Raw genomic sequence first — 13,890 nt, 5'->3', positions numbered from 1 at the left:
CGGCTTGTCTGGGCTGACGCTAGGAGAGACAGATGACGATGACCCTTTATTCGCTGTGCGGTGTGGACGCCGCGCGGCCCTTCTCGCCCCACTGCTGGAAGGCTGTGATGGCGCTTCACCATAAGGGCCTCGCCTTCGAGGAGCGGCCGCTCGCCTTTACCGTCATCCCGACCGTCGAGAGCGGCGCCTCAAAGACGGTTCCGCTTCTGCGTGACGGCCAGGAACTGATCTCCGACAGCTTCCGGATCGCGCTGTATCTGGAGGATGCCTATCCCGAGGCGCCGAGCCTGTTCGGCGGACCGGGCGGCGTGGCGGCTGCGCGGCTGGTGGAAGGTTATTCCCAGCACGTGGTGCATGGTGTGATCACCCGCATCGCCCTGATCGACATCCACGCTATGCTCGCCCCAGCGGATCAGGCCTATTTCCGCAAGAGCCGCGAGGAAAGGCTTGGACGAAGCTTTGATGAGATGGCCGCCGGGCGGGACGCGGCGATCACCGCACTCCCGGCAGCCCTGCAGCCGCTGCGTCACATGCTCGCCTTCCAGCCCTTCGTCGGCGGCGCGACACCGCTTTTCGGCGATTACATCCTGTTCGGTGCCCTGCAATGGCTGAGGATCACCACGGGCTCCGTCCATCTGCCTCCGGACGACCCCGTAAGCCGCTGGTTCGATCGTTGCCTCGATCTCTACGACGGCGTAGCGCGTCAGGTGGCCTGATCCGGTGGAGCCGGCTGATTGTGACGTCCTCGTGAAATTCGAAAACCCCTCTTGTCTTCGTGATTCGGGGCGGGTAGATACCGCCCACTTTCCCTTACAGACAAAAGGATGAGACAGATGGCGATTGAACGCACCTTCTCGATGATCAAGCCCGATGCCACCAAGCGCAACCTGACCGGCGCCATCACCAAGGTCTTCGAAGACAACGGCCTGCGCGTCGTCGCTTCCAAGCGCGTTTGGATGAGCAAGCGCGAAGCCGAAGGCTTCTACGCCGTTCACAAGGAACGCCCCTTCTTCGGCGAGCTGGTTGAAGGCATGACCTCGGGCCCGACCGTCGTTCAGGTTCTCGAAGGCGAAAACGCCATCCTGAAGAACCGCGAGATCATGGGCGCCACCAACCCGGCCCAGGCTGCCGAAGGCACCATCCGCAAGCAGTTCGCCCTGTCGATCGGCGAAAACTCGGTTCACGGTTCGGACGCTCCGGAAACCGCTGCCCAGGAAATCAGCTACTGGTTCGCCGACACCGAGATCGTCGGCTGAATCAAGTCCTGAAGCGCACGCTTCAAGACACTGGAAGAATTGAAGAACCGGGGCCGAAAGGCTCCGGTTTTTTGTTGTGTGAAGCCTGTGTCGTGCTGCCGCTTCAGGCCGCCGGACATGTCTCGTCCTGCGCATAATCCACCTTGTCGTCTGCTCCATAAACCTCGGGATTGGGCGTGTAGACCGGGCCGACCACCAGCGCCTTGCTCGACACTGGGTGCAGCGGCGGTCGCCTTTGCCGAGCAGCTGTGGGGCGCCTACGGCCCGCTGGTCTGGCGTGACGCCTTGATCCAACGATCCCGCGCGCTGTCGTCGGCATCCTTGGCTGCAACCCAGCCGCCGCTCGACCCGTCCTGGCCATGTTCCTTCTTCCAGAAGGGCGCCGAAGTCTTGAGGAAATCCATGACGAAATTGGCGCCGTCGAAGGCCGCTTGCCGATGGGGTGCTGCGGCAATGACGAGGACGATCTGTTCCCCCGCCTCGATCCGGCCGAAGCGATGGATGGCGGTGAGGCCGATGAGCGAGAACCGCTCGGTCGCAAGTTCCGCGATCCGCGTCATCTCGGCTTCCGCCATGCCCGGATAGTGTTCCAATTCCAGAGCGGAAAGCGTGCCAGCTTCGTCACGGCAGAGGCCGACAAAGGAAACGAGCGCGCCGATATCCTTCCGCGAGGACGTGAGAGCCTGCGCTTCGGCTGCCGCATCGAAATCCTCGCGTTGGACGCGGATGGTAGGAGATGGCCTATCCGTCACGACTTTGCCTCCAGCGTGAAGGGCCTCAGCCCCCGGTCATCGGCGGAAAGATGCCGATCTCGCGGGCACCCGCGATCGATTCGTGGTGCTCCACATGCTCTTGATTGACGGCTACGCGGATCGCTTTCGGGAAACGAAGCGCCTCCTCGTATCCCTCGCCGAGGGTGGCAAGCCAGGTCACGAGATCGCCTGCTGTCTTGACCTCGGCTGGAATGTCGAGTTCTTCCTCACCCTTCCCGATCCGCTCGCGGACCCAGGCGAAGTAGACGATCTTCGTCATCTCAATCCACCATGTGCTTCGCGCCGGCGCGGAAATAGTCGTAGCCGGTATAGATGGTGAGGATCGCGGCGATCCAGAGCAGGGTGATGCCGGCCTCGGTCGTATAGGGCAGAACCTTGTCACCGGCAGGACCAGCCAGAAGGAAGGCGAGCGCGAACATCTGTGCCGTGGTCTTCCACTTGGCGATCTGGGTCACGGGGACGGACACCTTCAGTGCCGCCAGATATTCCCGCAGACCCGAGACGAGGATCTCGCGGCAGAGAATGGTGATCGCTGCCCAGAGCGACCAGCCCGCAATCGTGCCATCCGCCGCCATCAAGAGCAGCACCGAGGCGATCAGCAGCTTGTCAGCGATCGGGTCGAGCATCTTGCCGATATTCGAGGTCTGGTTCCAGATGCGCGCCAGATAGCCGTCGAGATAGTCGGTGATCGAGGCGACGATAAAGATCGCCAGGCCCGTCCAGCGGGCGAAATCGGAGCTTTCGAGCCGACCCTCGACGAAAAAGCAAAGGACGATCAGCGGCACGGCAAGAATGCGAGCGTAGGTGAGGAGATTGGGTATGTTGTATGCGCGCGAAGCCATGATGCCCTGTCTTTGAATTCTGGTGCGTCGGTAGATGTGATGGGTTTCGGTCGGGGCCGTCAACCCAAGAATTCTGAATGGTCTTTACAGTCCTCTCGACCCCGGATGCGTCGTTTCCATGTCAATCGCCGCTGCTTTCGTGAAAATGGTTGTAGATGAGGCGTGCGACAGCCTCCGAAATGCCCTCCACAGCCATCAGATCGCTGACGGCGGCCCGGGATACGGCCTTCGCCGTGCCGAAATGCTGGAGCAGCGCCCGCTTGCGCGTAGGCCCGATGCCGGAGATCTCGTCGAGCGGGTTTTTGACCATTTCCTTCTTGCGCCGTGCCCGGTGGGAGCCGATCGCAAACCGATGGGCCTCGTCGCGCATCCGCTGGATGAAGTAGAGCACCGGATCGCGCGGCGGGAGCGTGAAGTCCGGCTTGCCTTCGACGAAGAAGCGCTCGCGGCCCGCATCGCGATCCACACCTTTGGCCACGCCGATCGCGATCACGCTGTCGGTGATGTCGAGTTCGTCGAGGATCTTGCGCACCGCCGTCATCTGGCCCTGACCGCCGTCGATCAGGATCACATCCGGCCATGCGGGGAAGGCGGCGTCTGCATTTTCCTCGGCGGTCGCATTCCTGTCCGGCTTGCCTTCTTCCTTGAGCAGGCGGGAGAAGCGCCGGGTCATGACTTCCCGCATCATGCCGAAGTCGTCGCCCGGCGTGATGTCGGTCGATTTGATGTTGAACTTGCGATACTGGCCCTTCACGAAGCCTTCCGGCCCCGCAACCACCATCCCGCCCACGGCATTGGTGCCCATGATGTGGGAGTTGTCGTAGATCTCGATGCGGCGCGGCACGTAAGGGAGCTGGAAGGTCTCGGCGAGACCGGCAAGAAGACGCGACTGCGAAGCGGTCTCGGCAAGCTTGCGGCCATGGGCTTCGCGGGCGTTGGCATTCACGTGATCGACGAGATCCTTCTTCTCCCCGCGCTGCGGCACGTTGATCGCCACCTTGTGGCCGGCCTTTTCGGAAAGCGCTGCGGCCAGCAGATCCTGCTCCTCGACCTCTTCCGACAAAAGAATGAGACGCGGCACCGGCTTGTCGTCATAGAACTGCGCGAGGAACGAGTTGAGCACCTCCGCTGCGCTGAGCTGCGGATCGGCTTTGGGGAAATAGGCCTGGTTGCCCCAGTTCTGGCTGGCGCGGAAGAAGAAGACCTGGATGCAGGACAGCCCGCCCTCGTGATGGATGGCGAAAACATCAGCCTCCTCGACGCCGGCCGGATTGATCCCCTGGTGGCTCTGAACATGGCTGAGGCCGGCGAGACGATCGCGGAAAACGGCGGCCCGCTCGAAATCGAGATCTTCGGCCGCTTCGTTCATCGCGCGTGCCATGGCTTCCTTGACGTTCTGGCTCTTGCCCGACAGGAAGTCCTTCGCCTCGTTGACGAGACCTGCATAATCCTGGTCGCTGATCTCATGCGTGCAAGGACCCGAGCAGCGCTTGATCTGATAGAGAAGACAGGGGCGCGTGCGGCTTTCGAAGACGCTGTCGGTGCAGGTGCGCAGGAGAAAGGCGCGCTGCAGCGAATTGATCGTTCGCCCCACGGCACTCGCCGAAGCGAAGGGGCCGAAATAGTCACCCTTGCGGGCGCGGGCGCCGCGATGCTTGTAGATTGCCGGTGACCGGCTGTCGCCGGTGATCAGGATATAGGGAAAGCTCTTGTCGTCGCGCAAAAGCACATTGTAGCGGGGCCTGAGGCGCTTGATCAGGTTGGCTTCGAGCAGCAGCGCCTCGACCTCGGTGCGGGTCGTGACGAATTCCATATGCACGGTATCGCGCACCATGCGCGACAGGCGGTTCGAGTGGACGCGGCCCTGTGCATAGTTGCTGACGCGCTTCTTCAGGCTGCGCGCCTTGCCGACATACATGACCTCGCCGTCCTTGTTCAGCATGCGGTAGACGCCGGGCGCATTCGGCAGTCGCTTGACGAATTCGCCGATCAGCTCGGCGCCGGTCAGTCCCGTCTCGTCCAAGCCATCGACATGCCAGTCGATCTCGATGCCGGGGCGCGTGGCATCCACGTCCACCACGACGTCGTCGTCATCGTCTTCCGTCCCGTCATAGAGAATGCCGCCGTCGGGCAGCTTTCCTCCATTCATTCATTGATCTCCGTGCCGTGCCAAATCAGATGCTGGCCCCCATCCAAGGCGATCATTTGGCCGGTGATCGACGGCGTGTCAAAAAGAAACCGGATCGTGCGACCGAATTCGTCGAGAGACGGGCCACGCTTGAGCGGAAGGCTGTCCACCTGCGCCTGGAAATCTTCCGGCCGCTGCCGCTCGGAGATAAGGCTAGGCCCCGGGCCGATCGCGTTCACCCGCACGCGTGGCGAAAAGGCCTGGGCGAGCGTCTGTGTTGCCGTCCAGAGCGTGGCCTTGGACAGAGTATAGGAAAAGAAGGTCGGTTTCAGCGCCAGCACCCGCTGGTCGATGATGTTGACGATGAGGCCGGCGCGATCCTCGGGCAGGGCATTGACGAGGGCGCCACTGAGGATCGCAGGCGCCCGGACATGCACATTGAAGTGCCGGTCGAAGATTTCGGCGTCGAAATCGATGGCAGAATCGTCTTCGAAGACCGACGCATTGTTGATCAGCAGTCCGACCGGCCCGAATTCGGCCTCGGCCCTGGCAATCAGCGATCCGGTCTCGGAAATGTTACCAAGGTCAGCCTTCAGCGCGATTGCCTGCATTCCCTTGGCCCTCAACTCTGCGGCCGCGGCCTCGGCCGCATCCAGCGATCCATTGGCATGCAATGCCACGGCAAAACCATGCGCCGCCAAGTCTTCGGCGATCGCGAGTCCAAGTCGTTTTGCGGAGCCGGTGACCAAAGCCACCTTCGGGATGCCGTTTTGCATCGATCTAACCTTGTTCTGCCTGAGCTGTTGCGCTGCATATATGGCACGACCGCGATATTTAAACGGGTGTGTACCGAAACTTTCGCGGCGCATTGCTTCGATCTTTGTGTGTATAAGTTCAGTATAACTTCCGGATCGTTTGAGTATATCGCGTAAACTATTTGTTATGGTTAACGAATCGTTTGTGTCTTTTGAGCAACGTCCCGATTTGGTCACTGCTGTGCCACAATGAATTCACATTTCGGCTCTTCCATTTCCTCAATTTGTATTCATTTAGACAGTCGGAACGGACAGCTAATACCCACTAACGTTCAGGCCGCCGTTGGTTCTTAGTGAAGAGCGGCCCGGAACTGAAAGGAGACTAACATGCGTACCCTCAAGATCATGCTTCTGGCATCTGCCACCACCGTTGTCGCTTTCGCCGCCCAGGCTGCTGACGCCATCTACCAGGCACCGGAAGCCCCGGCTGCAGCCGAATCCTTCTCGGCTCCGGCAGGCAACTGGTCGGGTGCTTATGTCGGCGGCGGCATCACCTACGACTTCGGCAAGTTTACCGGCTCGACAGACGGCCGTGACGCCAAGGGCCTCGGCGGCACCGTTTACGGCGGTTACAACATGCAGAGCGGCTCGATCGTCTACGGTGGCGAAGCCGACATCAGCTACAATGGCGAAGATGGTTCCGCCGGCGCCGGCCTTACCGGCACCCAGGGCGTCAACGGCTCGGTTCGTGGCCGCGTCGGTTACGACCTGAACCCCTTCCTCGTCTATGGTACGGCCGGTGTTGCCGTTGCCAACCACGAACTGAAGAACGGCGGCGACAACGACGAGAAGCTGGCTGCTGGTTACACGGTCGGCGCCGGTGTCGAAACCTTCGTCACCGACAACATCACCGCCCGCGTCGAATACCGCTACAGCGACTACCAGAAGCGCGACTTCGATCTCGGTGGCTCGACCGTTTCCAAGGGCTTCGACGACCACTCCGTCAAGGTCGGCATGGGCGTGAAGTTCTGATCCACGCGATCAAATGCATAAGGAAAAGCCGGGCATCGTCCCGGCTTTTCTGTATTTGGGGATGAGAGAGCGATAGCCGCTCAGGCCTTGGGGCGAAGGGCAGGGTAGGGCTCGAAGGCTTTCGCAAACCTGGCCGGCCATTCGGTGAGCGCCGCCCGACCATTCTCCCAATCGCCGGGAAAACGCAGCATCAGATAGCCGAGCGTAGCGGCAAGCGCAAAATGGCCGCCATGCAGCTTCTTGCCGACCTTCGGCAGGTTCTTGTCGAGATAATCGAGGCTGCGATTGACCTTCGCCCACTGCCGATCGATTGCGTCCTGGCTGACGAGTTCCGGCGGCCGGAACCGCTTTTCATAGACGATAGCCAGCAGGCAGTCGCTAATCCCGTCGGCGAGGGCCTCCAGAACCTCAGCCTCGGTCCGCTTCTCGTCCTTCTTCGGATAGAGGCGCTTGTCGCCGATCCGGTGCAGGTGGTGCATGATGGCGCGGCTGTCGAAAATGGTGGTGCCGTCGTCGGTCACCAGCGTCGGGATCTTGCCGAGCGGATTGGCATCCAGCAGTTCCGGCGGGTTTTCCGCCGTGTTCACCCGGATCTCCTCAAGTTCAATGCCGAGATGGCGGGCGGCCATACGGACTTTGGAGGAATAGGGCGAGGCGGGCGCGAAGAGCAGCTTCATGACGGTTTCCTGTGGCTCTTGTTTGCGGGGTCAGCGCACGGGCGGAATGGTGATTTCGGACCGGCGGCAGGATCGGCTGTCGACCTCCGGGCAATTCCTGAAGCCCAGCGACTTGTCGAGACAGATCCTGACTTCATCGACTCTCTCCCTATCACAGGTGACAGCCACTGCCGAGCGGGTTAACCCCGGATTGCTGCGGATGAAGGCTGCTTCAACCGCCTGCGGCGATGTGCGGCTTTCCCTGCCGACATCGGAAAGCTCGGCCGGAATGCGAATGCTATCATGGGCTTGGCGGACCAGCTTGAAGTAGTCGCTCATCGAGAGGCCGGAGCAGGAGCCGTGCTTGCGCCACTGATGGCCGATCAGCCCCATGCTCGGCATGATGTCCATGACCGTGCGTCCGATCCGCTCGGGCACGCGGGTGCCTTCGGATGTTGGACAATTCTCCGGCCAGCCCTTGTCATTCTGCGGCCAGAGACCGTGTACGACCCAGCTGAAGTCTTTGCCCTCACCGCACTGCTCGCGATTGCGGCCTGCCGCCTCGCTGTCGCAGAAAGTCGGCGACCAGGAGAGTGCGAGCACATAGAAATCAAATCCGCTGCCTTGCGGGATGGACGAGGCAGTCACGGTCGGAGATCGTGCCTGCTCTGCCTTCGGCTGTGTTGAGGGCGTCTGCGAAGACGCAGTCGAGGCTGGGCGATCTCCGGGAGCTTCGACAGACAGGAAGCTGTAGACGGCAGCTGCCGCAAGCATGAGGCCAAAGGCGATGAAGCCGGTATAACGTCCCACTGCGGCCTCCGCTCAGTCTTCGCCGCGCAGCCAGAAGCAGCGATGCGAGGCATAGCGGTCCTGCGCCATCAGCCGCTTCAGCTCGGGCAGTGCCAGATGCATTTCATCCTTCAGCGTGAAGGGCGGATTGACGATGATAAGGCCGGTGCCGGACAAGCCTGTCTGTTCACGGTCGCTCTTCACATGCAGTTCGGCACACAGCATCTTGGGGATATCAAGCGCCTGCAGGGCCTCGTGGAATTCCTTGATCGGCGCACCCTTCTTGATCGGATACCAGAAGCAATACACGCCGTTGGCAAACCGTCGGTGCGCCTTGGCGAGACCGTCGACGAGTCGCTCGTATTCACCCTCCTTCTCGAAGGGCGGATCGACCAGAACGATGCCGCGTTTCTCCTTCGGCGGCAAATGCGCATTCAGCGTCAGCCAGCCGTCGAGCTCGGTCACGCGCACCTGGAAATCGCCTTCGAACAGTCGCGACAGCGTGCGGCAGTCGTCCGGATGCAGTTCCATGGCGGATAGCCGGTCCTGTGGGCGAAAGAGGTCTCGCGCGAGCTTCGGCGATCCCGGATATCTCTGCAAAGGACCGCCCGCCTCGCGGTCGGGATTGAGCGCCTTCACGGCGTCGAGATAGGGCGCCATGATCTCGGCGACCTTTTCCGGCAGCTCGGCATCGATCACCTTGCCGATGCCTTCAAGCCATTCGCCAGTCTTCTGCGCTTCGTCCGACGAGAGGTCGTAGAGCCCGATGCCGGCATGGGTATCGAGCACGCGGAAGGCCTTGTCTTTCTGCTGCAGGTAGATGATCAGCCGCGACAGCACGAGATGCTTGAGCACATCGGCAAAATTGCCCGCGTGATAGATGTGGCGATAATTCATATGCGGTTCCGATGGGAGCTATGATTTGTTCGAATGGGGCTTTTGAGCCTCTGGCGCATGGCCTATAACCGGCCCATGAACATTCAGAGCCCCATCCGAAACCGGTCGCTCGGTCATACGGCCTGTCCGCATGACTGTCCATCCACCTGCGCCCTCGATGTCGATCTGACCGAGGACGGCCGCATCGGTCGTATGCGCGGGGCAACGGACAACAGCTATACCGCTGGTGTCATCTGCGCCAAGGTCGCGCGTTACGCCGAGCGGCTCTACCATCCCGACCGCCTGATGAAACCGGTCCGCCGGGCGGGCGCCAAGGGTGCGGGCCAGTGGCAGGACGTCACCTGGGAAGCCGCTCTCGACGAGATCGCCGACGCCTTCGTGAAGGCCGAGCAGCGCCACGGCTCGGAAGCAGTCTGGCCTTACTTTTATGCCGGGACCATGGGCCTCGTGCAGCGCGATTCGATCGAGCGCCTGCGCCACGCCAAGAAGTATTCTGGCTTCTTTGGCACGATCTGCACCAACATGGCCTGGACCGGCTATGTCATGGGCACCGGCACGCTGCGCGGCCCGGACCCGCGCGAAATGGCCGTCTCCGATTGCGTGGTGATCTGGGGCACCAATGCGGTCGCCACCCAGGTCAATGTGATGACCCATGCGATCAAGGCGCGGAAAGATCGTGGCGCCAAGATCGTCGTCATCGACATCTACGACAATCCGACGATGAAACAGGCCGATATGGCGCTCATTCTCAAGCCCGGCACGGATGCGGCGCTTGCTTGTGCTGCCATGCATGTTGCCTTCCGCGACGGTTATGCCGACCGCGAATACATGGCGAAATTCGCAGACGATCCGGCAGGACTGGAAGCGCACCTCAAAGACAAGACGCCGGAATGGGCCTCGGCGATTACAGGCCTCTCTGTCGAGGAGATCGAGGCCTTCGCCCGCCACGTCGGCCAGACGAAAAAGACCTATTTCCGCCTCGGCTACGGCTTCACCCGCAGCCGCAATGGTGCGGTTTCCATGCATGCGGCCCTGTCGCTCGCAACCGTGCTCGGCGCCTGGCAATACGAGGGCGGTGGCGCGTTTCATTCGAACAGCGACATCTTCCAGCTGAACAAGGCCGAGCTGATGGGCACGGCGATGGTCGACCCAGAGATCCGCATGCTCGACCAGTCGCAGATCGGCCGTGTCCTGACGGGGGACGCGGAAGCGCTCCGCCATCGCGGCCCGGTCGACGCGCTGATCATCCAGAACACCAATCCGGTGAATGTCGCGCCCGAACAGCGGCTGGTGAAGCAGGGCTTCCTGCGCAACGACCTCTTCGTTGCCGTCCACGAGCAGTTCATGACCGAAACGGCGGAACTGGCCGACATCGTGCTGCCAGCCACCATGTTCGTCGAGCACGACGATATCTATCGTGGCGGCGGCCAGAGCCATATCCTGCTCGGCCCGAAGCTGGTCGATGCGCCGCCCTTGGTGCGCACCAATCTCTTCGTCATCGAGGAACTGGCCAAACGCCTCGGCGTCGCCGACCGCCCCGGCTTCGGCAAGACCGAGCGCGAGCATATCGAGCGCATGCTCTATATCAGTGGCAAGCCGGATTTCGACACGCTGATCGAGGACAAGTGGCTCGACTGCCAGCCGGCCTTCGACGACGCCCATTACCTGAACGGTTTTGCCCATCCCGACGGCAAGTTCCGCTTCAAGCCGGATTGGGAAAACACGCCAGCCCCCAACAAGCCGCCGGCAAAGCTCGGCTCGCTCGGGCCGGTCAAGGAGCTTCCAATTTACCCCGATCAGGTCGACCTCATCGAGACCGCTGATGCGCAGCATCCTTTCCGCCTCGCGACCTCTCCTGCGCGCAACTTCCTGAATTCCACCTTCGCCGAGACCAAGACCTCGCGCGACAAGGAAGGCCGTCCGGAGGTCATGATGAACCCCGCCGATGCCATGAGCCTCGGCCTTGCCGATGGCGATGTCGTCCAACTCGGCAATGTCAGGGGCGAGCTGCGCATCCACGTAAAAATTACCGATGCCGTGAAGCCGGGCGTGCTGGTCGCCGAAGGCCTGTGGCCGAACAAGGTGCATCTCGATGGCGAGGGGATCAATGTCCTCACCGGTGCCGACCCGGCAGCTCCGCATGGCGGTGCCGCCTTCCACGACAACAAGGTCTGGATGAGAAAAGCCTGAAGACATGAGTATTTTCGACAAGGCCCGGATCGCGATCCTGGAAGACAAGACGCTATGGAAGGGCTGGAGCCACCTGCGCGGCATCACCTTCGACTTCTTCCGCGAGGGCAGGGCGCCGCATCGGCTCTCCTGGGAAGTCTTCGAGCGGCGACATGCATCGGCCATTCTTCTGCTGAACACCGAACGCGACACCGTCACGCTCGTTCGGCAGCTCCGTATCGCGGCGCATGTCAGCGGCGACCATGCCTATCTGCTTGAGGTTCCGGCCGGCTTTATCGATGATGGCGAAACTGCGTTACAGGCGGCCCTCCGCGAGGCGCTGGAAGAAACCGGCTTCAAGATTGCAAAGGCAACTCCAGCCTTTGCCGCCTACATGTCGCCCGGATCAGTGACCGAAAAACTGCATGGCTTTTATGCCGAGGTCAGCGATGCTGATCGCATTTCTGACGGTGGCGGACTCGAGGATGAGCAGGAGGATCTTGAAGTGATCGAGCTGACTTTCACCGAAGCCCTGGAGATGGTGGAGGCAGGCGAGATCGTCGATGCCAAGACAATCATGCTGCTGCAATGGGCGGCGCTGCGACGGAGCGGCGCCGAACGGCTTTAGTCGTCGACAGAAGCGATGTAACCGCCGGTCTGGCGCGCCCACAGACGGCTATAGAGGCCACCCGAGGACAGAAGATCGTCTGGTCTTCCTTCCTCGATGATCCGTCCCTTGTCCAGCACGACGATGCGATCCATGCGGGCGATGGTCGATAGTCGATGCGCAATCGCGATCACGGTCTTGCCCTCCATCAACAAGTCGAGCTTCTCCTGAATGGTCGCTTCCGCCTCACTGTCGAGCGCCGACGTTGCCTCGTCCAGCACCAGGATTGGCGCATCCTTGAGCAGCACACGGGCGATGGCGACGCGCTGTCGTTGCCCGCCTGAGAGCTTGACGCCACGATCCCCGACATAGGCCGCATAACCGGTGCGTCCCTCGCTGTCCTTCAGGTCGGCGATGAAGGCATCGGCCTGAGCAAGGTGTGCCGCGGCTTCCAGCTCTGCCTGCGCAGCACCCGGCCGGCCATACAGGATGTTGTCGCCGACCGAGCGATGCAGCAATGATACGTCCTGAGCGATGAAACCGATCTGCGCGCGGAGGCTCGCCTGGGTGACGTCGGCGACATCCTGTCCGTCGATGACAATGCGTCCGCCATCGAGGTCGTAGAGGCGTAGAAGCAGGCTCACCAGCGTCGTCTTGCCTGCGCCGGACAAGCCCACGAGCCCAACCTTCTCGCCCGCTGAAACGGATAGCGACAGGTCGTGAATGACCTGCTGGCTATCGTGATACTCGAAACTTACACAGTCGAAGCGGATCTCGCCGCGCTCGACGATGAGCGCCTTCGCTTCCGGCACATCAACCACGGTCGGCGGCGTGGTCATGACAGGCATGGCGTCGCGAATTGTGCCGATCGCTTCGGAAATCTGTTGACCGAGACTGAGGAAGCCTCGGGAATTGGAGGCCAGCCGCTGGGTGATCGTTATCGCGGCGACGAATTCGCCGAGCGTGACGAAGCCATCGGCAATCCCCCAGAGGCTGACTGCAAAGATGGCGATGAACAGCAACGTGTTTGAGGAGATGACCAGGAGATCTGCGGTAAGGCCGATGCGGCGCTCCCGAAACTGAGCGCTCATAGACCGCTCCATCACCCGCCGCAGCGCACCGGCCTCGCTGTCCTCGGCGGCAAACAGCTTGACCGTCTGGATGTTGCTGTAGAGGTCGGTCATCTCCCCGACCACGCGGCTGCGCGCCCGCGCCGCCGTCTTGGCCGTTGCGCTAAACTGCGGCACGGCCTGTTTTGCGATCACGGCATTTATGGCGATCCACACAAGGACCGGGAGCGTCAACGACCAGGAAAGCGCGGTTAAAAGCACGACCGAACCGACCATCTGCACAAAGAAGATTGGCAGCGTCCAGACCGCTGCCGCCATCTGTTGCTTGACGGCCCCTGCCACCTGCGCGATGCGGCTGGCCACCTGGCCCGAAAACTGGTCATGGAAGAAGCCGAGATCCTGGCTTTCGACCGCCTTGTGGCCATGCCACTGGATGAGTGTGGGAAGGCTGACGCTGAGCACATGGACGCCCAATGCATTGCAGAAAAAGATCAGCAGCGGCAGCACCGGGAAAAAGAGCGCGACGAAAGCAGCGAGTGGCCAGCGATGGGCATCGAGATAGGGAAGCAGACCTTGGCTGGAGATGCCGTCGATCAGGTGCGAGACGCCCCAGAGAACAGTCAGGTTGACGATCTCGACGCTGGCCGACAGGGCAAGCACGACCAAAAACGACTTCGGTGCGTATGCGACGAAATGCAGGACCAGCCGCAGAGGACCATCACTCGGAATCCTTCGATACGGTACTTCGAGCGGTCGGAGCAGCCTTTCAAAGGGGGTGAAAATCCGATCGGACAACGTCATGAAAGGTCCCTGGCAACAGCATTGCGTGATCAAAATGAGAACACGAATAGAGCTGAGTCCAGCGGAGAGAGGAACCCTTAGATTTAAACGGGGGGTTGAATAGGTCGCAAGCCAG

At 61.4% G+C, this 13,890-nt stretch carries 14 protein-coding genes; 5 read left to right on the top strand and 9 right to left on the bottom strand.

The window, feature by feature from the left end; translation table 11 throughout:
- Window positions 1–32 precede the first annotated feature (32 nt).
- Both J2045_RS13885 and ndk read left to right on the top strand, forming a co-directional pair.
- On the top strand, window positions 33–716 hold the full coding sequence (locus tag J2045_RS13885; RefSeq protein ID WP_307373698.1) for a glutathione S-transferase family protein: 684 nt from the start codon (window positions 33–35) through the stop codon (window positions 714–716).
- A gap of 117 nt (window positions 717–833) precedes the next feature.
- Window positions 834–1,256: a nucleoside-diphosphate kinase gene (gene ndk / locus J2045_RS13880; protein ID WP_307373695.1), complete on the top strand. Its 423-nt coding sequence runs from the start codon at window positions 834–836 to the stop codon at window positions 1,254–1,256.
- A 257-nt stretch (window positions 1,257–1,513) separates the two neighbouring features.
- Here ndk and J2045_RS13875 read toward each other — a convergent pair whose 3' ends face one another.
- The 5 genes from J2045_RS13875 to J2045_RS13855 all read right to left on the bottom strand — a co-directional run bounded on the left by J2045_RS13875 (window position 1,514) and on the right by J2045_RS13855 (window position 5,775).
- Window positions 1,514–2,008, bottom strand: a complete 495-nt coding sequence (locus tag J2045_RS13875; protein WP_307373693.1) for a molybdenum cofactor biosynthesis protein MoaE — start codon at window positions 2,006–2,008, stop codon at window positions 1,514–1,516.
- A gap of 25 nt (window positions 2,009–2,033) precedes the next feature.
- Window positions 2,034–2,288, bottom strand: coding sequence for a molybdopterin converting factor subunit 1 (gene moaD, locus J2045_RS13870; protein WP_307373691.1), 255 nt, complete (start codon window positions 2,286–2,288; stop codon window positions 2,034–2,036).
- Window position 2,289: 1 nt separating this feature from the next.
- Window positions 2,290–2,871, bottom strand: coding sequence for a CDP-diacylglycerol--glycerol-3-phosphate 3-phosphatidyltransferase (pgsA, locus tag J2045_RS13865; RefSeq protein ID WP_307373690.1), 582 nt, complete (start codon window positions 2,869–2,871; stop codon window positions 2,290–2,292).
- A 121-nt stretch (window positions 2,872–2,992) separates the two neighbouring features.
- On the bottom strand, window positions 2,993–5,020 hold the full coding sequence (gene uvrC / locus J2045_RS13860) for an excinuclease ABC subunit UvrC (protein WP_307373688.1): 2,028 nt from the start codon (window positions 5,018–5,020) through the stop codon (window positions 2,993–2,995).
- Window positions 5,017–5,775 (bottom strand): SDR family oxidoreductase, encoded by a 759-nt coding sequence (locus tag J2045_RS13855; RefSeq protein WP_307373685.1) that lies wholly within the window; start codon window positions 5,773–5,775, stop codon window positions 5,017–5,019. The genes uvrC and J2045_RS13855 overlap by 4 nt, the downstream gene beginning before the upstream one ends.
- A 366-nt stretch (window positions 5,776–6,141) precedes the next feature.
- On the opposite strand from J2045_RS13855, the gene J2045_RS13850 reads away from it, so the two are divergent.
- Complete coding sequence (locus tag J2045_RS13850; RefSeq protein WP_307373683.1) at window positions 6,142–6,786, top strand: outer membrane protein; 645 nt, start codon at window positions 6,142–6,144, stop codon at window positions 6,784–6,786.
- Window positions 6,787–6,866: 80 nt separating this feature from the next.
- On the opposite strand, the gene J2045_RS13845 is transcribed toward J2045_RS13850, so the two are convergent.
- From J2045_RS13845 to J2045_RS13835, 3 genes are read right to left on the bottom strand one after another with little or no spacing between them, the layout of a single operon-like run.
- Window positions 6,867–7,463 carry a glutathione S-transferase family protein gene (locus J2045_RS13845; protein ID WP_307373682.1) on the bottom strand — a complete coding sequence of 199 codons (597 nt, stop codon included), beginning with the start codon at window positions 7,461–7,463 and terminating at the stop codon, window positions 6,867–6,869.
- 30 nt (window positions 7,464–7,493) lie between these two features.
- Window positions 7,494–8,252: a ribonuclease T2 family protein gene (locus J2045_RS13840; protein WP_307373680.1), complete on the bottom strand. Its 759-nt coding sequence runs from the start codon at window positions 8,250–8,252 to the stop codon at window positions 7,494–7,496.
- A 12-nt stretch (window positions 8,253–8,264) separates the two neighbouring features.
- Window positions 8,265–9,128: a 23S rRNA (adenine(2030)-N(6))-methyltransferase RlmJ gene (locus J2045_RS13835; protein ID WP_307373677.1), complete on the bottom strand. Its 864-nt coding sequence runs from the start codon at window positions 9,126–9,128 to the stop codon at window positions 8,265–8,267.
- 33 nt (window positions 9,129–9,161) lie between these two features.
- On the opposite strand from J2045_RS13835, the gene J2045_RS13830 reads away from it, so the two are divergent.
- Window positions 9,162–11,318, top strand: coding sequence for a molybdopterin-containing oxidoreductase family protein (locus J2045_RS13830; RefSeq protein ID WP_307373675.1), 2,157 nt, complete (start codon window positions 9,162–9,164; stop codon window positions 11,316–11,318).
- A 4-nt stretch (window positions 11,319–11,322) separates the two neighbouring features.
- The gene (locus tag J2045_RS13825; RefSeq protein ID WP_307373672.1) at window positions 11,323–11,925 is read left to right on the top strand and encodes an NUDIX domain-containing protein; all 603 of its coding nucleotides are present in this window, start codon (window positions 11,323–11,325) and stop codon (window positions 11,923–11,925) included.
- On the opposite strand, the gene J2045_RS13820 is transcribed toward J2045_RS13825, so the two are convergent.
- Window positions 11,922–13,775 carry an ABC transporter ATP-binding protein gene (locus J2045_RS13820; protein WP_307373669.1) on the bottom strand — a complete coding sequence of 618 codons (1,854 nt, stop codon included), beginning with the start codon at window positions 13,773–13,775 and terminating at the stop codon, window positions 11,922–11,924. The two genes, J2045_RS13825 and J2045_RS13820, sit on opposite strands and share 4 nt — an antisense overlap.
- Window positions 13,776–13,890 lie beyond the last annotated feature (115 nt).

This window comes from Peteryoungia aggregata LMG 23059 (genome assembly GCF_030814435.1).
GTDB lineage: Bacteria > Pseudomonadota > Alphaproteobacteria > Rhizobiales > Rhizobiaceae > Allorhizobium > Allorhizobium aggregatum.
This window is presented reverse-complemented; position numbering and strand designations above follow the sequence as displayed.